The sequence below is a fragment of the Megasphaera indica genome, assembly GCF_046614755.1.
Classification (GTDB): Bacteria; Bacillota; Negativicutes; order Veillonellales; family Megasphaeraceae; genus Megasphaera; species Megasphaera intestinihominis.
In genome coordinates this window covers 29,079-49,961 of record NZ_JBKKJR010000003.1, presented here as the reverse complement: position 1 = coordinate 49,961, position 20,883 = coordinate 29,079, and the positions used below count along the sequence as shown (strand labels likewise).

20 protein-coding genes and 5 tRNA genes are annotated in these 20,883 nt (G+C 54.0%); 15 read left to right on the top strand and 10 right to left on the bottom strand.

The window, feature by feature from the left end; all coding sequences use genetic code 11:
* Entirely contained in the window at positions 1-1,185 is a 1,185-nt protein-coding gene (gene trpB, locus ACFCTO_RS02825) for a tryptophan synthase subunit beta (protein WP_481324799.1), read from the top strand.
* On the top strand, positions 1,178-1,954 hold the full coding sequence (gene trpA / locus ACFCTO_RS02820; RefSeq protein WP_020309928.1) for a tryptophan synthase subunit alpha: 777 nt from the start codon (positions 1,178-1,180) through the stop codon (positions 1,952-1,954). The genes trpB and trpA overlap by 8 nt, the downstream gene beginning before the upstream one ends.
* Before the next feature lie 80 nt (positions 1,955-2,034).
* Here the strand turns inward: trpA and ACFCTO_RS02815 are convergent, their stop codons facing one another.
* The 6 genes from ACFCTO_RS02815 to ACFCTO_RS02790 form a co-directional block, all read right to left on the bottom strand.
* Positions 2,035-3,339: a dicarboxylate/amino acid:cation symporter gene (locus tag ACFCTO_RS02815; protein WP_292261730.1), complete on the bottom strand. Its 1,305-nt coding sequence runs from the start codon at positions 3,337-3,339 to the stop codon at positions 2,035-2,037.
* Positions 3,340-3,713: 374 nt separating this feature from the next.
* A complete protein-coding gene (locus ACFCTO_RS02810) occupies positions 3,714-4,040 on the bottom strand; it encodes a cupin domain-containing protein (protein WP_020309930.1) in 327 nt (108 codons plus the stop codon).
* A 637-nt stretch (positions 4,041-4,677) separates the two neighbouring features.
* The gene (gene larAH10 / locus ACFCTO_RS02805) at positions 4,678-5,985 is read right to left on the bottom strand and encodes an NPN-dependent 2-hydroxyacid racemase, LarAH10 family (protein WP_481324800.1); all 1,308 of its coding nucleotides are present in this window, start codon (positions 5,983-5,985) and stop codon (positions 4,678-4,680) included.
* A 121-nt stretch (positions 5,986-6,106) separates the two neighbouring features.
* The gene (amrS, locus tag ACFCTO_RS02800) at positions 6,107-6,958 is read right to left on the bottom strand and encodes an AmmeMemoRadiSam system radical SAM enzyme (RefSeq protein WP_499876361.1); all 852 of its coding nucleotides are present in this window, start codon (positions 6,956-6,958) and stop codon (positions 6,107-6,109) included.
* 8 nt (positions 6,959-6,966) lie between these two features.
* Positions 6,967-8,328 (bottom strand): AmmeMemoRadiSam system protein A, encoded by a 1,362-nt coding sequence (gene amrA, locus ACFCTO_RS02795; protein WP_292261724.1) that lies wholly within the window; start codon positions 8,326-8,328, stop codon positions 6,967-6,969.
* A gap of 310 nt (positions 8,329-8,638) precedes the next feature.
* The gene (locus ACFCTO_RS02790) at positions 8,639-10,459 is read right to left on the bottom strand and encodes a phosphoethanolamine transferase (protein ID WP_499876360.1); all 1,821 of its coding nucleotides are present in this window, start codon (positions 10,457-10,459) and stop codon (positions 8,639-8,641) included.
* A gap of 205 nt (positions 10,460-10,664) precedes the next feature.
* Between ACFCTO_RS02790 and ACFCTO_RS02785 the strand changes: the two genes are divergently transcribed.
* The 10 genes from ACFCTO_RS02785 to ACFCTO_RS02740 all read left to right on the top strand — a co-directional run bounded on the left by ACFCTO_RS02785 (position 10,665) and on the right by ACFCTO_RS02740 (position 16,024).
* A tRNA-Asp gene (locus ACFCTO_RS02785) sits at positions 10,665-10,741 on the top strand.
* An 8-nt stretch (positions 10,742-10,749) separates the two neighbouring features.
* A tRNA-Phe gene (locus tag ACFCTO_RS02780) sits at positions 10,750-10,825 on the top strand.
* 18 nt (positions 10,826-10,843) lie between these two features.
* Positions 10,844-10,929 (top strand) — tRNA-Leu (locus ACFCTO_RS02775).
* Positions 10,930-10,962: 33 nt separating this feature from the next.
* A tRNA-Asp gene (locus tag ACFCTO_RS02770) sits at positions 10,963-11,039 on the top strand.
* Between the two features lie 25 nt (positions 11,040-11,064).
* Positions 11,065-11,150 (top strand) — tRNA-Leu (locus ACFCTO_RS02765).
* A 365-nt stretch (positions 11,151-11,515) separates the two neighbouring features.
* Entirely contained in the window at positions 11,516-12,433 is a 918-nt protein-coding gene (locus ACFCTO_RS02760; RefSeq protein WP_418518193.1) for a metal-sensing transcriptional repressor, read from the top strand.
* A 46-nt stretch (positions 12,434-12,479) separates the two neighbouring features.
* On the top strand, positions 12,480-13,226 hold the full coding sequence (locus tag ACFCTO_RS02755) for a macro domain-containing protein (protein WP_020309937.1): 747 nt from the start codon (positions 12,480-12,482) through the stop codon (positions 13,224-13,226).
* Between the two features lie 3 nt (positions 13,227-13,229).
* Positions 13,230-14,030 (top strand): CpXC domain-containing protein, encoded by an 801-nt coding sequence (locus ACFCTO_RS02750; RefSeq protein ID WP_499876359.1) that lies wholly within the window; start codon positions 13,230-13,232, stop codon positions 14,028-14,030.
* Positions 14,031-14,441: 411 nt separating this feature from the next.
* The gene (locus ACFCTO_RS02745; protein WP_020309939.1) at positions 14,442-15,284 is read left to right on the top strand and encodes a D-alanyl-D-alanine carboxypeptidase family protein; all 843 of its coding nucleotides are present in this window, start codon (positions 14,442-14,444) and stop codon (positions 15,282-15,284) included.
* A gap of 32 nt (positions 15,285-15,316) precedes the next feature.
* The gene (locus tag ACFCTO_RS02740) at positions 15,317-16,024 is read left to right on the top strand and encodes a response regulator transcription factor (protein WP_499876358.1); all 708 of its coding nucleotides are present in this window, start codon (positions 15,317-15,319) and stop codon (positions 16,022-16,024) included.
* 366 nt (positions 16,025-16,390) lie between these two features.
* Here ACFCTO_RS02740 and rbr read toward each other — a convergent pair whose 3' ends face one another.
* The 4 genes from rbr to ACFCTO_RS02720 form a co-directional block, all read right to left on the bottom strand.
* Positions 16,391-16,930 (bottom strand): rubrerythrin, encoded by a 540-nt coding sequence (rbr, locus tag ACFCTO_RS02735; protein ID WP_020309941.1) that lies wholly within the window; start codon positions 16,928-16,930, stop codon positions 16,391-16,393.
* A 128-nt stretch (positions 16,931-17,058) separates the two neighbouring features.
* Positions 17,059-17,535, bottom strand: coding sequence for a hypothetical protein (locus tag ACFCTO_RS02730; protein ID WP_481324804.1), 477 nt, complete (start codon positions 17,533-17,535; stop codon positions 17,059-17,061).
* Positions 17,536-18,252: a DUF1700 domain-containing protein gene (locus tag ACFCTO_RS02725; protein WP_418518182.1), complete on the bottom strand. Its 717-nt coding sequence runs from the start codon at positions 18,250-18,252 to the stop codon at positions 17,536-17,538.
* Positions 18,239-18,547: a hypothetical protein gene (locus ACFCTO_RS02720; RefSeq protein ID WP_499876357.1), complete on the bottom strand. Its 309-nt coding sequence runs from the start codon at positions 18,545-18,547 to the stop codon at positions 18,239-18,241. Before ACFCTO_RS02720 ends, ACFCTO_RS02725 begins: the two co-directional genes overlap by 14 nt.
* Positions 18,548-18,693: 146 nt before the next feature.
* Between ACFCTO_RS02720 and ACFCTO_RS02715 the strand changes: the two genes are divergently transcribed.
* The 3 genes from ACFCTO_RS02715 (at position 18,694) to hisG (ending at position 20,873) form a co-directional block, all read left to right on the top strand.
* The gene (locus tag ACFCTO_RS02715; RefSeq protein ID WP_072981397.1) at positions 18,694-18,909 is read left to right on the top strand and encodes a DUF951 domain-containing protein; all 216 of its coding nucleotides are present in this window, start codon (positions 18,694-18,696) and stop codon (positions 18,907-18,909) included.
* Positions 18,910-19,018: 109 nt separating this feature from the next.
* Positions 19,019-20,236, top strand: a complete 1,218-nt coding sequence (locus ACFCTO_RS02710; RefSeq protein ID WP_499876356.1) for an ATP phosphoribosyltransferase regulatory subunit — start codon at positions 19,019-19,021, stop codon at positions 20,234-20,236.
* 1 nt (position 20,237) lies between these two features.
* The gene (gene hisG, locus ACFCTO_RS02705) at positions 20,238-20,873 is read left to right on the top strand and encodes an ATP phosphoribosyltransferase (RefSeq protein ID WP_020309947.1); all 636 of its coding nucleotides are present in this window, start codon (positions 20,238-20,240) and stop codon (positions 20,871-20,873) included.
* Positions 20,874-20,883: the final 10 nt, after the last annotated feature.

Sequence of the window (20,883 nt, the reverse complement as noted above, 5' to 3'; positions counted from 1 at the left end):
ATGAGTACAGGAAGATTTGGCCCCTTCGGCGGTCAATACATACCGGAAACATTGATGAATGAAATCCAGCGCTTGGAAAAAGCGTACAGCCATTATAAGAATGATCCTGATTTCCAGGCTGAATTGAAAGACTTGCTCGACGATTATGCCAACCGTCCGTCCCTGCTCTACTATGCCGAACGGATGACCAAAGATTTGGGCGGCGCCAAGGTTTACTTGAAGCGCGAAGACCTGAACCATACGGGTGCCCACAAGATCAATAACGCCCTGGGCCAGTGCCTGCTGGCCAAGAAGATGGGCAAGACGCGGGTCATCGCCGAAACCGGCGCCGGCCAGCACGGCGTCGCTACGGCGACGGCAGCGGCTTTCTTAGGCCTGGAATGTGAAGTATTCATGGGCGAAGAAGATACGATCCGCCAGGCCCTGAACGTCTACCGTATGGAACTCCTGGGCGCCAAGGTCCACGCCGTCACGTCGGGCTCGCGGGTCCTCAAGGACGCCGTCAACGAAGCCATGCGCGAATGGGTCAGCCGCGTCGACGATACGCACTACGTCATCGGCTCGACCATGGGTCCACATCCCTTCCCGATGATGGTCCGCGACTTCCAGTCCGTCATCAGCAAGGAAGCGCGTCAGCAGATCCTCGAACGGGAAGGGAAACTGCCCTCGGCTGTCCTGGCCTGTGTCGGCGGCGGCAGCAATGCCATGGGGATGTTCTACCACTTCATCGGCGATAAAGACGTCAAGCTCATCGGCTGCGAAGCTGCTGGCAAGGGCATCGACACCAAGATGCATGCCGCTACTATGGCCAAAGGGGAAGTCGGCATTTTCCACGGCATGAAATCGCTCTTCTGCCAGAACGAAGACGGCCAGATCGACGAAGTCTATTCCATTTCTGCCGGCCTCGACTACCCGGGCATCGGGCCGGAACACGCTTATCTGCATCAGGCCGGCCGTGCCCAGTACATCCCGGTCAAGGATGACGAAGCCGTCGAAGCCTTTGAATACCTGGCCCGGACGGAAGGCATCATCTGCGCTATCGAAAGCGCCCACGCCGTCTACGAAGCCATGCAGATAGCACCGAAGATGAGCAAGGACGACATCATCATCGTCTGCTTGTCCGGCCGCGGTGATAAAGACGTCGCCGCCATTGCAAGATATAAAGGGAGGGACTTACATGAGTAAGATTGGCAACGCCTTTAAGAATGGCAAAGCTTTTATCGGATTCTTGACAGCCGGCGACCCGTCGCTGGACAAGACGTATGAATATATCATGACCATGGAAAAGGCCGGAGCAGACCTCATCGAAATCGGCATCCCCTTTTCCGATCCCATCGCCGAAGGCATCGTCATCCAGGAAGCGGACCTGCGGGCTTTGAAAGCAGGGACGCGCATTGACGACGTCTTTGCCCTGGTCGAACGGGTCCGCAAGGAAACGCAGATTCCCCTGGTCTTTTTGACCTATCTCAATCCCGTCTTCCATTACGGCGCTGAAAAATTCTTTGCCCGCTGCCAGGAAACCGGCATGGACGGCATCATCATCCCCGATATGCCCTTTGAAGAACGCGATGAATGTGCCGCTGCCGCTAAAGCCCATGGCATCGACATCATCTCCATGATCGCGCCGACGTCGAAAGACCGTATCCAGAAAATCGCTAAAGTCGGCGAAGGCTTTCTGTACATCGTTTCCTCCCTGGGCGTCACGGGGACGCGGACGGAAATCAAGACGGACCTCAAGGAAATCATCGATACGGCTAAAGAAGTCACAGACGTACCGTGTGCCGTCGGTTTCGGCATCAACACGACGGAACAGGCTGAAAAAATCGGCCGCGTCGCTGACGGCGTCATCGTCGGCAGTGCCATCGTCAAAATCATCGCCAAATACGGCGACGATGCGGCTCCGCACATCTACGACTACGTCAAAGCCATGAAAGAAGCTACCATTCGCGGCTAACAGTTATGCTAGCCCCTAACCACTAGCCACTAACAACTAAAAAAAACCGCCGTCTTTAAGACAGCGGTTTTTTTACGCTCTTAATGCTGAGCCGGTGCCGGCTGGGCATCGAGTTCAGAAGCTAAGTCGTGGTCGGTCATGGCACAGACGGCCGAGTCGGACCAGACGTTTTCGGCTGTTTCGATCATGTCGATGATGGTGTAGATCGGCAGGATGATACCCATGATGCCGATAGGCGCACCGATGCCGGACATGAGCGACAAAGTCAGGAAGTAGCAGCCCATGGGGACGCCGGCGTTGCCGATGGCAGCCAGGACGGCGACGAAGAGCCAGGCAATCATGGTGCCCATGGAGAGGTCGAAGCCGCCGTTCTGCATGAGGAACAGGGATGTGACCAGGATGAAGGCGGCACAGCCGTTCATGTTGATGGTCGTGCAGATCGGCAGGACGAAGCGCGATACCTGGGGATGGACGTTGAGGCGCTGTTCAGCCGAAGCCAGGGTGACCGGCAGGGTACCGGCCGAGCTCTTGGTGAACAGGGCGACGGCAATGGCCGGAGCCATCTTGCGGAAGACGTAAATCGGATTGAGGCCGCGGAGGACCAGGAAAATCGGCAGGACGATGAAGAACTGGATGAGGTTGCCGCCGAGGATGACCAGAGTATATTTACCCAGGGCACCGACGATGACACCGGCTTCAATCTGAGCCGACAGCTGTGCCGAGAAAGCCAGGATGCCGACAGGCAAAATCCAGAGCAGGGCACGGATGAGGGTGAACAGGACTTCCTGTAAGCCCAGGAGGCCTTTCAGGAGGACGGCGCGGTTTTCTGTCTTAGGCATGAAGGCCAAAGCCAGGCCGACAGCAGCAGCGATGAGCATGACCGAGAGGACGTTGCCCGACAAGAACGGCTGGAGCATGTTATTCGGGATGACCGACAGGAAGTGGTCGTAATAGGTGACTTTTTCCAATTTCTGCGGGACATTGGAAACGCCGGAATTGATGAGGTCTACCGGCAGGTTGCCCGGGGCAATCCAGAGGTAGAGTACCAGGCCGATGGCGGCGGCACAGATGGTCGTCAAGAGCGTGTACGTGACGGCATGGGCGAAGATGCGGCCCGTTTCTTTTTTGGCTCCCAGCGCCGATAAAGTAGTAATGACGGCTAAGGCGATAGTCGGTACGGCAATGAACTGGAATAAGCGCGTGAAAACTGTTGCAATGAAATCAAATAATTGGTTCAGTGCCGGAATGCCGAGCCAGCCTAAAATGGCGCCGATGATCAAGGCGCCCATCCACAAGGCGAACTGACGGCCGCGATGCTGGCCTTGGCTGCCGCGGATGGCTTCCCGGGCTTGTTCTTGGACCCGGTCTTGAGATTCGTTGGACATAATTGTCTCCCCCTTTGATAAATCTAAACGAATTCTATAGAATACCGTTTTAGTATATTATAGAAGAGGGGACTGTTTCTGTCAATGGAGAAGGGACAAGTCAGGTAAAAAAACACGTAAAAGGACCGATACACACGCGACATATGTCTACCGGTCCTCTACGTTATAGGATTCATATTCATCTCGTTTTTGGTTCTGGTTACTTTAACCTCGTACAAAAATGTTGAAACAATAATCGTTCGTTGCGCTTGGATTTACTAGACTAACCTATTTGAAAAACATCACACCCATTCGAAAAGTTCGAAGCACTTCAATCAAGATAAGTTAATTCGTAATGTTCATCGACGAACGCTTGCTGATCCTATGGACATTATTTAGTTGTTAATGATCAACGCAATGAAAACTAAATCGTTCTGACTTTTGTTTTCCAAGCTGTGACCCTTACCATCTGATGTGTAAGTAACGTCTCCTGGTTTAACGGTCCGGATTTCTCCGTTGTCGTCATATTCTCCCTCTCCGGAAAGGATGTAATATGCTTCTGCGTTGTCACTGTGAACGTGATAGCCTAAGGAACATCCAGGTTTCAATGTGATTTCGGCGAACATACCTACCTTGTCTTTCAGCTCGGTGGCGCTCAGAAGTTTTCTCTTCAAGATGTACCCCTTACCGCCGGCGGCATGTTCTACTTTCTCTATTTCCACTGGATTCACCCCTTTCTAATGCGCTTACAAAGGAAGGGAAACTTGCTTGCCATTCCTTTCGCATCTCTTGGCTATATTATAGCATAGGATTTTACGCTTGTCATGATATATACGAAAATATATTATGTTATTTACGCATCAAAGAATAGACACGTATAGCTTTTGGGAATAATGGGGAACGCGGTCCGCAGGTCGCAGGTCGCAGTCCGCAGGCCTCCCCTGATAGGGGAGGTGGCCTGAAAGGCCGGAGAGGTTGCATTTTCGAACCCGCTTGTGAAAATCCCGTAACCTGCACGGTGATTCAAAAAGCAACCTCGCAGTCAGCGGCGCCGACAGCTCTCCTATGAGGAGAGACTTGGGATAGGGCGTCAAAAAAAGGCGCTGTCGCATAAAGACAGCGCCTTTTTTGAATATTAAGTTTGTAGTTTTTAGTGAAGGCTTTTAAATTTAAAGCCCTCTTCTACAAACTCTGTACTACAAACTTTCAGGAGAAAGGGGCCTTTCATGATGGTAAAAGCCTTCGTGCGTCCCCCTACGGGTTATGGAATTAGGCGGGACGCCCAAAGGACGTCCCCTACGGGATTATGGAATCAGGCGGGACGCCCTCTGGGCGTCCCCTACGGGACAAATAACTTCGTTATTTGTCCTGTAAAATCGGCATGACTTTGGTGGCATGGGGCATGATGTTGATGGTGTAGTCCTTGTCTTTGCCCTGTTCTTTCAGTTTCTGCTGTGCCAGGTCCCATGCTTCCTGGACGGTTTCGACCGGAATCTGGCCGGTGCGGCGGATGTCGTTGAAGTTGCGCGGCAGTGTGACCAGGATGACCGTGTCCTTATGGGTCAGGCAGAAGAGGTTGAAGGCGACGAAGAAGGGGATAGTGAAGTGTGCCCGCAGGGCTTTTTCCATGTCTTCCATCGTGTCGTATTTGAAGCTGTCCATGTAGATGGCCGGTTCTTTGATGTCCCGGGCTTCCATGATGGCGATGATGATGCCGCCGTCTTTGACAGCCATTTCAGCCGGATCGTAGCATTTGCAGCCCTGGTAGAGGCTGACATCGCTGGGATAGCCGCCGGCGCAGGCGATGACGACGTCCGATTTTTCTTTCATCGGGACGCGCTGGATGTCGAGGACGGCTTCCGTGCCGGCCCGCCATGCTTCGTACCAGTCGCCGCCGACCATGCGGCAAATTTCACCGTTGCCGTTGATGACGGAATGGACGAGGAAGCACGGATTGATCTTGCTGCAGGCTTCGACCATGTCATCGTTGAGCGGGTTGCCGTCGATCTTGAGGGCCCGCGTCTTGGGATTGATGCCGTGGCCGAATTCGTCAGCTAAAGCGTGGCAATGGTTGCGCTGGATCGTTTCAAAACCGGAGACGCCCGGCAGGATGAGCTTGCGGCCGCCGCCGTAACCGGCAAAGAGATGGGTCGTAATGCCGTCGACGATGATGACTTTGTCGGCGTCGACGACGTGTTTATTGAGTTTCAATGGTGTGCCGAGCTTGGTCGTACCGAAGTCGACGAGAGTCGGATCCATGCAGTCGTGCTGATAGGTCTTGATGCGGCGGACAACTTCTTCGCCGCAGACGAGGACGTCTTCTTCCGGCGTCTGGGCGCGGTGCGAGCCCTGGGCAAAGACGATGTAGATGTCGTCATCGGGGATGCCGGCCAGGTTCAGTTCGTCGATGATATAGATAAGGAATTGATTGGAATGGTTCCACGTGCGGGTGACGTCGGCGACGACGAGGCAGACCTTATCGCCTTTCTGGACTTTTTCCTGCAACGGGGCGCTGCCGATAGGATGACGCATGCAGTCGATCGTCGCCTGTTTGATGTCGACGGCAGGGACGTGTTTCCCTTCCATGACCCCGACAATGTGTTCTTCCGGGAGCTTGACAGTCTGCGTAGTTTCACCAATATTAAAAGTAAATTCTTTTAATGCCATTCTTTACCACCACTTCTTTTTAAAAAAATAAAAATAAACTGTACTTTATTATATCATGTTCAAAACGGTGCGCAAGTTTAAACTTTACGATAATCGTTTAACGTGCAAGCGATGGCATCAGCTAGACATTGCCTAGATAGATGTAGTGGAGATAAGAGCTGGCTGCTGCCTGCAGCTGTTTCAGTGCTGCTATGGGTGTCATCGGCGCAGACCAGTGGTACTGCGGGAAATAGCGGGTCAGATGCAGGGGGATGTCCGGTGAAATGGATGCCAGCCAGCGGGCTTCGGCGTCCATCTGGGCCGGGTCATCGTTTTCGCCGGGAATGACCAGCGTCGTCACTTCAACATGGCTTACGGCAGCGGCCGCTTCGATCGTGTCCAGCACAGGCTGGAGAGATGCTCCGCAGAGGGACTGGTAGAAGTCCTGGGAAAATCCCTTGAGGTCGATGTTCCAGGCGTCGATATAGGGAAGCAGGGCCTGGAGCGGTTCTTTTTCGATATAGCCATTGCTGACCATGACGTTGACCAGGCCGGCTTCGTGGACGAGGCGGGCCGTCTGGATGATGAATTCATAGCTCAAGGTCGGTTCGTTGTAGGTGTAGGCCAGGCCGATGCTGCCGTCGGCCCTGTAGTGCCGGGCCAGGGCCAGAGCCTGTTCCGGCGTCAGTTCCCGGAAGGGCGCTTCCTGTTGGGAAATCTGCCAGTTCTGACAGAAGGGGCAGGTGAAATTGCAGCCCCACGAGCCTAGGGACAGGATGGCGGAACCGGGATGGAAGCGATAGAGGGGCTTCTTTTCAATGGGATCCAGGGCGATGGCCGTGCATTGGCCGTAGTTCAGGGCCTGAAGGCGCTTACCGTCGTAATAGCGGGTCTGGCAGCGGCCGCGATGGCTTGAGGCGATGCGGCAGTGATGGGGACAGAGACGGCAGCGTGCCTGGCCGGACGGGGCAATTTCATAATAAGCGGCTTCCATGGTCTCACCTACTTATAGCGCGTGACTGTGAAACGGTAGAGGTCAGGCTGGACCTGAGGCGGGATGCCGGCTTTTTCCTTGGCAATGGCGATTTGCTGCTGGACCGTGTCGACGCCTTCCAGGTCGGGCAGTAAGAGGCCCGTCTGGGCATGGCTCATGACGATGACGCCGTACTTCTTGGGATCCAGGTCGGCTGGCGAAGCTACGGCTTCGGGCTGGCCCAGGACGTCGACGGAAATATCGATGTCTTTCAGTTCGTCCAGGCTGACCGGGTAGAAGCGCGGGTCCCGCGTCGCAGCCGATACGGCGTTGTGGATGATTTCACTGGCAATATTCATCTGCATGGGCAGGAAGGTGCCGATGCAGCCGCGCAGGCGGCTTCCCTTGTGGAGGGACACGAAGGCGCCGGCCTTGTCCTGCAGGTCTTCAGGCAGGTCTTTGGGTACGTTCATGAAGGCATGGTGCGTCAGGTAGTACGAGATGCTTTCCCGGGCCAGGCGGACGCGGATGTCGGCGACAGCCGGTTTTTCAGCCCGTTTTTCCTGGCCTTCCGGCAAGTACAGGGCGACGCCATAGCCGACGCCGAAGGGCCCTTCATAGGAATAAATCGGCATGACCGGGCGGAAATGGCGCAGGGCGCCGAAGAGGAAATACACCGACGGCAGGCCGCACATGCCGGCTTCGTCGATGAGGCTGCGGCTCATAGTCTTTAAGATGGCCGGGTCCTGTTTTTGCAGGGCTTCCATGACGGTCTTGTCGAAGATGGCCCCTTTCGGCGTGTAGCCGTTCGGCGAACCGGGCAGGAGGCGGTGCGACAAGTCGCCCGATGCGATGATGGCGATGCGCCGGCCCAGTCGGGCAGCGGCCTGGACGACGAGATCGCCTAAGAGGCTCATGCTGTCGTAGTCGTCGAAGCGTGGCGCCATGAGGACGACCTGGCCCGTGAAGCCGGCCTGACGAAGGTAATATAAGGGGACGAAAGTGCCCTGGTCGACGTAGAGGGGATGGCCGAAGCGGTCGCTCCAGGCGGCATCGAGTCGGTATACGTCGGTCTTGGGCGTGGCTGTTTCAAAGATTTCTTCGGCCAGGTCCATATCGGTGCGGACATCCATGGCCAGCTCCGGATAGCCGAAAGCGTCGAGGTTGCCGTAGAGGCGGGGCGTTTCCACGAGCGTTGCCCCGTCGGGGAAGACGTAGTTATGAGGCGACATGATGACCAATGTTTCCGGTTTCTGGCTGACGATCAAGCGGGCAGCCGCCTGTACGGCCCGGACCGTGGCGTCTATCTTTCGCAGTTCATCGCCGCCGATTTCCGGCAGCATAATCGGCGGATGGGGAAATAACCCCGCTGCGACACAAGCATGTTCCATAAAAAAACCTCCCTCATAATGGTATATGTCTATTATACCATTATGAGGGAGGTTTGACTAAAGGGCTTGTCGCACGACGACAAGCCCTTTAAAGTGGTTAGCGGCTAGCAGTTAGTTGTTAGCAGATGGCTTTAAATTTAAAGCTATTGCTTCAAACATCATACATCAAACATTAAAGAGAAAGGAATCATGCATGATGGCAGAAACCTTCGTACGACAGCGGCCTGTGAAAGCGGTTCAGGGGATTCCCGCAAGCGGGACGCCCTTTGCGGCCTGCGAACTGCGGGCCGCCGTAACAGGCCGGCCCCTACTAGTATTCCGTGTCTTCCATGAGGCTGGTCTTGCCGAAGCGGGTCTTCAGGTCTTTCCGTTCCATGCTCCATTTGGACGAGGCGATGGACATGGTCGGGTCGTAGTTCGGCGATTCCATGTTGAGGACGCCGCAGATGAATTCGTATTCCAGGTCGTTGGTGAAATACTTGTCCTTATTGGCCTTGATGGCTTTGACGACGTCGGGATTGCGCTTCTGGTAGCCTTCGGACAAGTAGCAGAACATGGGGATGCGCAGGACTTTGAAGCTGGCACTGTCAGGCTGGCGGGCGACGTCGGGATCGCTGCCGTGATCGGAGAAGTAGATCATGGCGTCGAGGTTGAGGTTATCCCGGGCGTAGTCGTAAATCTGCGACAGGACCCAGTCCGTATAGAGGACGGTGTTGTCGAAGTCGGCTTCCTGGTTGATCTTGCCGTCGTTGAATTTCTGGAACTCTTTCGGGTAGCGGTTGCGGTATTCGATGTGGCTGCCCATGACGTGGAGGACGACGAAGTTCTTTGCCTTCGGATCGACGCGTTTGAGGAACTGCAGGAGCGCGCCGTCCAGGGTCGATTCTTTCAGGTCCCGGTCGACCCATTCGGAGACGTCGGCCGTGTTGGCAACCAGCGTAATCGGTGTATCGGCGACGCCGACGGAGCCCTGGTTGCTGAACCAGTAGGTCTTATAGCCGGCCTTCTTGGCCATGTCGATGATGGAAATGGATTCGTTGAAAGGCTTATCGTTGTAGAAATTCGATTCCGTCAGGGCGTGTTCCAGGACGGGGACCGTGTACCAGACGCAGCTGTAGGCGTTGGTGAACAGCGTGAAGTCCGGATTCGATTTCATCGCCGTCAGCCACGGTGTATTAGGCACGTGGTCCGGATTGTAGGCATTCATCAGCGTCCGCGTTTCCGATTCGCCGATGACGACGATGACCGTGTTGGGATAGTCGGCCGGATGGAGCTGGACGGCCTGGAGGGCATTGTATTTTTCGTCGTGGTTTTCGGCATATAAAGCCGAGCGCTGCATGTAGTCGTGCGTGTCGATGAAGGTCCGGATCGGGAAGGCTTCCGGGAAGATTTCTTCGCTCAAGGCGCCGACAGACGGGGCGATGATGAGCAGCAGCGAAGCCAGGGGGATGATCTTGCGGTAGACGTGGGTCCGGGGCAGGATGTTCTGGCGATAGTTCAAGAGGAACAGGGCTCCCAGGATCAGGGCCAGGGCGACGGCGATGGCGGCTACCTTGAACAGGCCCAGGGAGTGGAAGTATTCCAGCGTTTCTGCCGGTCCCGTCTGGAAGATGAGCAGGGCGCCGGACGTGGTGATCGACGAATTGTAGAGGAAATAGTAGACCCACTGCAGCAAAATGATGAAGAACGCTGCGAACTGGACGAGGGTCATGAAGACGGCCCCGATTTTGTGGGGGAGATACTGCCGGACAATCATGTTCAGGCAGAAAAAGATAGCAAAAAAGTATAGTCCTACATATATATCATATATATTGTTCAAGTAAATCGTATTCGTATTGATCAGGGAAATGTAACTCAAGTAAGGGCCCGTAATGATCCAGCCCAGGCCGATGAGGGCCGGCGGGATGATGGCGCCTGGTGACAAGTGCTTCCAGTACAGGGCCAGGGACAGGACGACAGCACCGACGCCGGGCAGCAGACCGAACGTCATGTCTTCGATATTGTCGGGACCCATGCCCAGGGAGACGAGAAACTGCCATTCAAAGCAGAAGCCGTAGACTACGGCGAAGATGATAAGCAGCGGCAGGAGCCGATGCCGCCAGTTGCTGATTGCCTTCGTTGCATGAACCATGTTGTTTGTTCTATCCTCTCTTAATCTCTTTGTAAAAACGGTGTAAACAAAGCGTACCGACTATATTATACATCAAATGTAGCCGATAACATAGAGGGATTTTTGGAATTATTGGAAAAAAAGATAAAAAAAGACTTGCCAAAAATGCCGTGTCATGGTAGAATAGTTTTCGTTGAGGCACTCCGTGCTGATACAATGGTGAAACGGCCCCGTGGTGTAGCGGTTTAACATGTCGCCCTGTCACGGCGAAGATCGTCAGTTCAAATCTGATCGGGGTCGCCACTTTTTTTGCTCAGGTAGCTCAGTCGGTAGAGCAGGGGACTGAAAATCCCCGTGTCGGCGGTTCAATTCCGTCCCTGAGCACCAACATCAATTACCTATCATGCGGTTGTGGCGGAATGGCAGACGCGCTACTTTGAGGGGGTAGTGAGCGAAAGCTCATGGGGGTTCAAGTCCCCCCAACCGCACCATAGCTTCTCACAAGAGGAGCGCTGAATAGAAACGGCCCCGTGGTGTAGCGGTTTAACATGTCGCCCTGTCACGGCGAAGATCGTCAGTTCAAATCTGATCGGGGTCGCCATATTCTTTTTTTTACAATTTTATATGCGGTTGTGGCGGAATGGCAGACGCGCTACTTTGAGGGGGTAGTGAACGAAAGTTCATGGGGGTTCAAGTCCCCCCAACCGCACCATGTAAAAAGGGCTTGTCGTATGACGACAAGCCCTTTTCAGCGATTAGTGGCTAGTTGTTAGTGGTTAGTGGATGGCTTTAAATTTAAAGCTTTTCTCTGCAAACTACACACTCCGAACTATAAAGAGATAGGGACCACGCATGATGGCAATAGCTTTCGTGCGACAGTCTTTTTTTTAGCAGTTAGTGTTTCGTAGGGGCCGTCCTGAAAGCCTTTTTGGCCCGTCAGGTGCCGACCAGCGGAAGGCGCAGGACGGATGCCAAAACGGACAGCAGTGGCTGGCGGCCCGCCGCGAACAGTCAGCCACACCGATGGCCAGTCTGATGGTGTGGTTTTTACGACAAAATCGAAAAAGGGGAATCCCTATGGATAAGGAACATATATTTTTTGAAAATTATGCCAGGAACTGGGACCGCGACCGCAAGGCCGACGCCAAAATCTTGTCGTCTTTCATGGAGCTGGCAGGGATACGGCACGGTTCGGTCATCCTCGATGCCGGCTGCGGGACAGGCGTGCTCCTGCCGTATTTGTCGGCGGCTGCCGGTGATGATGGGACCGTCGAGGGCTTCGATTATTCCCAGCAGATGATCGATGTGGCCAAAGAGAAATTTTCTCACCTGGCCAATGTCACTTTTACGACAGGCGATGTCCTGAAGTACCATTTCCCGGAAAAACATTATGATGTCGTCTGCTGCCTCAATTTTTATCCCCATATCGCCAGTCACAGCCGCGACGTCATCCGCCGCCTCTATGAGGCCATGGTGCCGGGTGGGACGCTGCTCATCATGCACGATATGCCCCGCAAGGCCGTCAACGCCATCCACGGCGGCCAGCCTGTGCTGCCGCCGGTCGATGTCCTGGAAGAGAAATTGATCAGCGCCGGGTTTTCCGTCGTCATCGCCATGGATACGGACCGGTTCTATCTCATCAAAGTCGTCAAGGAGGCTGACGAAGCCGATTTCGTCTACGACGACGAGGAACAGCCGGCCGGCGTGGCGTCCCATCCCCTCCATTACGGCCATCACCATACGGAAACGAAGCGCGTCCTTAACCGCCTGTCGCGCATTACGGGCCACGTCGAAGCCATCAAGCGCATGATCGAAGACGGCCGCGACTGCAGCGACGTCCTGGTCCAGCTGGCCGCCGTCCATTCGGCCGTCGCCGGTGTGAGCCGGGTCATCCTCAAGGACCATATCGACCACTGCATCGTCGATGCCATCCGTGAACACGACGCAGATGCCGTAGAAAATCTCAAGAAAGCTATTAATACCTTTGTCAAGTAATGGTATAATAGGACCAGAGTATCCATTTGGAAAGGGTGTGACCACGATGCAGTTTCGTGTAGTATTAGGTGATTTATCGGAGTGGAAGGCCGACGGGATCGTATATTCTGCCAGCTCGACCCTCTTGCCAACGAATAGCGTCAGCAGTAAGATTCATCAGAAAGGCGGCTTGTCTTTTTCCGCCTCGTGCCGTACGATCGGCATGTGCCACGTCGGCAGTGCCGTCATGACCAAGGGTTATAAATTGAAGGCGCCTTTCATCATCCACGCTGTCGGGCCGTACTGGGTAGGCGGCAAGCGCGGTGAAGAAGGGGAATTGTTGTCGGCCTATAAGAAGGCCATCCATCTGGCCGATGAAAAGCATTTGAAGCACGTTGCTTTTGCTTCGCTGAGTACGGAAGAAAAACGCTACCCCCTGCAGCGCGCTGCCGCTGCCGTCGTCCCTTTGCTCCTGACCGACGGAACCGGCTTCGACCGCATCGACATGGTCTGCACGAGCCCGGAAGAACAGGAAGCCTATACGAAAGCGGCTGTCTTCTTCTGGCTCCGCCATCTCGGAGACGCTGCCGGCAATGAACAGGCGGCCATGATGGAAGAAGCCGGCGCTGCCCTGGCCCTGCTGCAGAGCCGCGATGATGCACCGGACCCGATTGCCTTGTCGGAAGAGGTCAAGAAAATCGAAGCCATCGTCCATCCTTTCTTGAAGTTGAGGAAACGCAGCCTCGTCGACATCGAACAGGCTGCATCGCAGATCATGGCCTTGTATCCGGCCAGCAGTGCGGAAGGAGTGTAACCCATGGCAAAAAGAAACGGAACCCATGACCTGGACGTCACCGTCCAGTGCCCGGCCTGTCGCGAATACGGCGTCTTCCATACGTGGGATGTCATCGACACGGCTGATGCGAAATTGAGCGAACGCGTTCATTTCGACGAAAATCTATTTTTCTACACGTGCCCTCATTGCCACGCCAAGATCCACATGGAAAGCAAGTGCCTCTACATCGACCGGGACAAGAAGCTCCTGGTCTGGCACATCCCGGATCCGAAAGAACGGGTCACGTCGAAGGAAGTCCAGGATGCCCTGGGTTCGCCGTCCTTCACGACCTATACCTGCCGGGCTGCCCTGACCTGGGGCGAATGGCGGGAAAAGATCATCGAACTGGAAGGTTCTTATGATGACCGCCTCTATGAAATCATCAAATACGGCGCTTATCAGCTCCTGAGCCAGGAAGACAAGGAACGCCTGCCCCTGGAAGCCTATCACATCGACTATGCCGACGATAGCCACAATCCGGACAAGCTGGCCCTGGTCTTCATGCAGAAAGATGCCAAGGGCATGGCCTATGTCTATCCCATTACGGAACACTTGAAAGAAGTGACCAAGGATATCTTCCTGCCCATCATCGAACAGATCGCCGATGCCAACCGCAAGGCCCAGTTCGACCGTTTCGGCTATTCCTGGGCCCGCCAGTTCACGACGTATATCATCAAGGCCGCCGAAGAAGACAAGAACCGCGAAACCTATGGCAACCTCATCGGTTTCTGGGTCAAGACCATTGGCGACGAAATCTTTCGGGCCGAAGTGAAACCGGAATAATTTGTAGGGCGCCCACGTGGGGCGCCCGCCGGCCGCGGTTCGCCGGCCGCAGTTCGCAGTTCGCAGACAAAACATGCCATTAAGCTGGTAGGGATGTGGTTGACTGTTCGCGGCGGGCCGGCCCCTACGAACTGCTAGCTATTAAAGGGTTTGTCGCACGAAGGCTTCAGCTATCATGCGCGATTCCTTTTGCTTTATAGTTTGTAGTACGGAGTTTGTAGATGAGGGCTTTAAAACATGCACTAAAAACTACAAACTGCAAACTTAAAACTCAAAAAGAGGCTGTCGCATGACGACGGCCTCTTTTTATTGACAGATGTTTTAATTAAAAATATAATAAAAATAATGGGTTATTGTAGATTTGTATTCCCTGGCAATTCATAATTTTGTTAGATAGGAAGGAGACATTGGATGTTTTCTATTTTAAAGCGTATTATGCTGACGACGGTCATTGCTGTCGGTTTTATGATTGGCTCCATGACGGTGACGGCTCAGGCCGATATGCCGCCGACGATTGCTGAATCGGCCTGCATGATCGACGTCGATACAGGTAAGGTATTATATCAGGTCTATCCGACCAAGTGGGTCCACCCGGCGAGCACGACGAAAATCGTCACCCTCATTACGGCCCTGGACCAATATAAGGATAAGCTGGACCAGCCCTTGCAGATTTCCTGGGAAGCTGCCAATACGGAACCTTCCTGCCTGGGGATTGCACCGGGCGATCCCATTTCTATCCGTGAAGCCCTGCGGGGCATGATGGTCGTTTCCGGGAACGACGCTGCTGTCGCCGTCGCCCAGACTTTAGGGGGTTCTGTCGCCGGCTATGCGGAAAAGATGAACCAGGAAGCGGTCAAAATGGGAGCTACCCATACGAATTTCGTCAATCCCAACGGCTTGACGGCAGCCCATCACCACACGACGGCCATCGATATGGCCAAGATGGCTGCGTACGGGATGAAGAACTTCCCTGAATTTCGTTATATTGTAGGACTCAAATCCTATGATGTAAAATACATGGATGGTCGGGAACCGAAGCACGTCACGACGACAAACCATTTCCTGACCAGCGGCTATCCCGGCGCGAACGGCGTCAAGACAGGCTTTACCAATGCTGCTGGCGAATGTCTCGTTGCTTCGGCAACGCGCGACGGCCATACGCTGGTCTTGGTCCTGTACAACGACGATAACCGCTGGACCGATGCACCGACCATTTTAGATTACGGCTTCCGGAGATTGCAGACGGGGAAATAGCCTGACCGGGAGCGCAACGAGGGGGTATAGTTATGGCGCACGTTTTGATTATTGAAGATGACAGTATGATCGCTGCCATCGAACGGGACTTTCTTGAGGACAATGGCTTTGAAGTATCCGTAGCCATGACGGGAAAGGAAGGCCTGAAGATCTTTGATGGCGGAGCCATCGAAGCAGTCCTGCTGGACATCGGCCTGCCTGACACGGATGGCTTCCTGTTGTGCCGCAAACTGCGGGACATCAGCAACGTCCCCATCCTTTTCATCACCGCTCGGGGGAGCGACGACGATAAGATCAAGGGATTGGGACTCGGTGCTGACGATTATATCGTCAAGCCGTTCAATCCATCGGAAATGATGGCCCGCCTGAAGGCCCATCTGGAAATCCATCAGAGACTGTTAGGGGTACGTCTCCAGGATGCCGATGACAACAAACCGGATATCCAAGTCGGCGACTTGCGCATTTTCATCAAGCGCCACCAGGTTTTCCGGGGAAAAACAGAAATCAATCTGACTGGGAAAGAATTCAATCTGCTCTTGTTCCTGGCCCGTCATCCCAACCAGGTCTTCTCCAAGAAGTACCTCTTCGAGATGATATGGCATCTCGATGCCCTGGGCGAACTGGCGACGGTGACGGTCCACGTCAACCGCCTGCGGGACAAGCTCAACGAAGTCGAACCGGAATTCACGGCAATCGAAACCGTTTGGGGAAACGGTTATCGCTTCCGCGTAGAAGAATAAAAAAATAGGCTGTCGCAAATGCGACAGCCTATTTTTTACTGTAGGGGTCGCCGCATGGGCGACCCGCTGGATATTTGGTGACAATCTCTCTAGGCCGGAAAATTGCTCATGTTCTGGGGCAGGCTTGCCACGTGCAAGCCCCTACGAAGCTAGCCCCTAGCCACGAGTCACTAGCCATGAGCCACTAGCCACTAAAAAGGGACTGTCGCACGAAGGATTTTGCCATCATGCACGGCCCCTTTGCTTTATAGTTTGTAGTTTTCAGTGAAAACCTTTAAATTTAAAACCATCCGCTAGCCACTAGCCCCTAACTGCTAGCCACTAAAAAAAGGCTTGTCGCACGTGCGACAAGCCTTTTTTTCACTATTAGTAATTAACGTTGCGGAGTTCGAAGAAGGACTGGGGATGTGCACAGACTGGGCAGACTTTCGGAGCTTCGACAGCTTCTACGATGAAGCCACAGTTGCGGCAGATCCAGGTCTTCTTGTCGGATTTCTTGAAGACTTCCTGTTTTTCGACGTTAGCCAGGAGAGCGAGGTAGCGTTCTTCGTGGTGTTTTTCGATTTCAGCGACTTTTTCAAATAAGAAGGCGATTTTGTCGAAGCCTTCTTCACGGGCTTCTTTAGCGAAGGTCGGGTACATTTCCGTCCATTCGTAATGTTCGCCGGCAGCAGCGTCTTTCAATGCGTTGATGTCGTTGGGCAGTTCGCCGCCGTTGAGGAGTTTGAACCAGATTTTAGCGTGTTCTTTTTCGTTGTTAGCCGTTTCTTCAAAGAAAGCTTTGATCTGTTCGTAGCCTGCTTTTTTAGCTACGCTGGCATAATAGGTGTACTTGTTGCGGGCCTGGGATTCACCTGCAAAGGCAGCCTGTAAGTTTTTTTCTGTTTTCGAACCTTTTAATTCCATAATTCATTTCCTCCTTGACAAAAAGTTATATTTGAAATTATTTTTTAGCACCTCTTTGGGTTGATTTCATTGTAGCACTTTTCAACCCTAATGTCAACGGATAATTATTGTTTGTTAGTAGAAAACTTTTAACGGGCCCGGTTGTTGTCGTGGCCGTCTGCCGTATGGTCCTGGTCGCCAGCATGGCTGCTGTTCTGACTGATGCTGCGGCTGTTCTGGCTCTGGCTGCTCCGGGAAGACGACGACTGGCTGCTGCGGCTCTGGGATTGGGAGCGGCTGTGGCTGGTGCTGTCGTCGCGGGTATAGGAATCCCACTTCGATTTGACCGTGTCGCCGGCATCTTCGGCCGAGTCCTTGAGGCTGCCGTATTTCACCTTGAACTGGGCTTCAATCTGGTCCGCTTTTTCCGGGTACATAGCCTTCAGTTTAGCCAGGAGTTCGGCCTTGCTGGCATTGCCCTTGTCCAGGGCACCCTGGATTTCTTTATACTCTTTATAATAGGCCATCCAATGCTTCAGCGGGCCGTAATCGTTGCTCATGAAGGATGTGTAGCTGCCGAAGGCGCAGGCCAGTGTCAGGATGAGGAAGATGAGGACGCGCTTCATTTACTGCGCCCCCTTCCCGCGGGCTGCGGCGTGGCAGGCCTGGCTGGCCGAGCTGGCCGTCATGGCGGCGAAGAGGACCGTCAGGACGACGAGGACCCGCGTCACCAGGGAGAGCGTCGGCAAGGGCAGGAGGTCCGTATAGGCATAGGCCGGGATGAAGGAAATGCCGATGGCTGCCAGGATGACGATGGCCAGGGCCAGGTAGAGGAAGCCGCTGAGGATGCCGAAGAGGGTCCCCAGGACGTCCATGAAGGGGCTGGCGACGGCTTTGGCCGCTTTGCCCATCTGGCTGTCGCCGTCGTTCCAGTTGAAATCCTTGCCCGTCTTGGCGGCTTCGGCGGCGTAGCGCTGGCGCATGGCTTGTTCCCGTTCGTAACGGCGTTGCTGCTGGGCTAGCTGTTGCTGACGGTAGTATTCATCGCTCTGGTCCTGGTCATAGAAGACGCGGTCTTCCACGCCTGGACCGAAATCGCCATAGGCTCCGTATTCGTCGCCAGGCATACGCGGATTGTCTTCCGGGACGATGGGTTCGCCGATATAGTAGCGGTAAATGTTTTTGGGATGTCCCAGTTTGCAGCAGATTTCTTCTTCCGACTTTCCTTCTTTGGCACCGAGGCGGAACTGTTCTTCGCAGTCTTCGATGATGCCTTTCAAGTCATTTTTGTCACTCTTGCGGAAATAGTAGCGCAAGAGGTCCATAAATTCATTCTTTCTCATGCTTTACCCTGTCAGGCCCTTCCTTTCCTGTGAGTGCTTCATAGCGCTGGTGAAACGTCGCCCCGTACTGCCAGGCAGCGACGCTGATAGCCGCGATGGCGATGATGACGATGAAGATGGCAAATACCGGCATGTCCGGTAAAAAGGCGACCGACGCCAGCGGCTCTTTTTCCAAGGCGATGCAGATGGCCACCCAGGCCAGGAGCGCGATGGCGCAGACCGTACAGATTGTGCCGATAATGTAACAGATGAGATAGGACCGGCGCAGGTTCTGCCGGCTCATCGATGATTTCAAAACAATTCCTCCTCTTCAATTCATTACCTGTTATCTTAACACAGGCACTATAGCAGGTCAATCGCGGCGGCCCATTCCCTTGCGAAGGGGGCCTTGGGGCTATATAATCATATATTATAATATTGTCTATTGAAGGAGGAATTTTGATGGCTGATTTTATTCGTTATTATGTAGGTGACATCGTTCAGATGAAGAAGGCCCATCCTTGCGGCTGCAATGAATGGGAAGTCCTGCGCATCGGTGTCGATTTCGTCATCCGCTGCACTGGCTGCGGCCACCGGGTCATGATTCCCAGGCCTAAATTTGAAAAGGCTGTAAAAAAACGATTAAAATGTGCTGGCGATGAAAGTGAAAAAGCGTAAAAAGTTAGAAAAAGGTATTTTTATTTTTAGGACTTTGTGGTACAATATTCAACAGCTGATATTTTAATGCTTTACCAAGATAAAGAACTAAAGGAAGGGAGGTCATAGGATGAACAACAATACCTTGGATGGAGTGAAGATGCTCCACCATGATGAAATGCGCAATTATGACCGGATCCAGGGAAAAATAATTTCTGTTATTATGAACCACGGCTGTAAGATTATTGAAACGCCGAGTTTTGAAGATTACGATGTATACCAGCACTTCTTTCCACGGCTCCGCCAGCAGATGGTCAAGACCATCGACACCGATGGCCGTGTCCTGGTCCTGCGGCCGGATGTGACGCTGCCTCTCGTCGAAACGGCAGCCCGCGAATTCCCGCGCTCGAACCAGCTGCTCAAGTTCGGTTACGTCAGCACGGTCTTCCGCGAATATTACGGCCGCTCGACGTATGGCAAGGATTTCCTGCAGGGGGGCATCGAAATCCTGGGCGACTCCAGTCCCGAATGTGACGGCGAAGTCATCGTCACGGCAGCGGAGATCCTCAAAGCCGTCGGCGTCGAAAACATCCGCATCGACATCGGTACGGCTGCTTATACACAGGCTTTGTTCGACGGCCTTCCCATTTCGGAAGACCAGAAGGAAACCCTTAAGGGGTATATGGCAGAACGCAATCTCGTGGCCTGCAAGTCCTATATCGCCGCCCTGCCGGTATCGGCCGATGCCCGCAAGGCCCTGGAAGCCCTGCCGGTCCTCTTCGGGCCCTATGCCCAGACCCTGAGCAAGGCCCGGGATTACTCTATCAACAGCGGCATGCTCAACGCCCTGTCGCGGCTGGAACGGGTCTATGACTACATCCTTTATGCCGGCTATGCCGATAAGGTCCAGCTCGACTTCGGCTTTGCCAGCCGCCTGGGCTACTATACGGATACGGTCTTCAAGGTCTACGTCGACGGCGCCCTGTACGACATCATCGACGGCGGCCGCTATGACCAGCTGTCGTCGCGGTTCGGCGTCGACCGCCCGGCCTGCGGCTTCGGCATGAACATCAATTTATTGTATGAATACATGAACGATGCCGGCCTGTTGGAAGATACGGAACCATCGTTCCAGATGGCCGTATCCTATACAGCCTGCGACCAGACCCTGGTCCGGGACCTCATGAACTGGCGCAGCCGCGGCTTCCGCGTCGCCGCCTATCCCGATTCGTCCTTCATCGACAGCGGCGATTACAGTATCCACGCTATTTACCGCAACGGCTCGTACTATAAGGACGGCAAGGCCATGACGGCCGAAGAATTGGAAGCACTCATGGGGAGGTTGTAACATGGCGATTCATATTGCACTGGCCAAGGGCCGTATTCATAAAGTGGTCATGAAGTATTTAGCCGAAAGCGGCTATGATTTCCCGACGTATTCCGAAGAGAGCCGCAAGCTCATCTTTGAAGACGCCAAGGGCCAGCTCAAAGTGACCCTGGTCAAGTCACCTGACGTCGCTGTCTACGTCGAACGCGGCGCCGCTGACGTCGGTATCGTCGGCAAGGACGTCCTCATCGAAGAAGCGCCGGGCGCCGACGTCTACGAAGTCATGGACCTGGGCATCGGCCGCTGCCGCATGGCCGTCGCCGGCATTGCCGGCAAGAAGGTCGACATGACCAAGCGCATCACTATCGGCACGAAATATCCGCGCATTGCCCGCAGCTATTTCGAGGCCAATCATCACAGCGTCGACATCATCAAGCTCAACGGGTCCGTTGAACTGGCACCGATCGTCGGCTTGTCCGATGTCATCGTCGATATTGTCGAAACGGGCAATACTTTGAAGGCCAACGGCCTGGAAGTCCTGAAATATTTCATGGATTTCAGTGCCCGCATGATTTGCAATCCCGTTTCCTTTAAGATGAAATATAACGAAATCCAGCAGCTCATGGATGTCATCCGTGAACACAGCATGAAGGCATAATTAAGGGGGA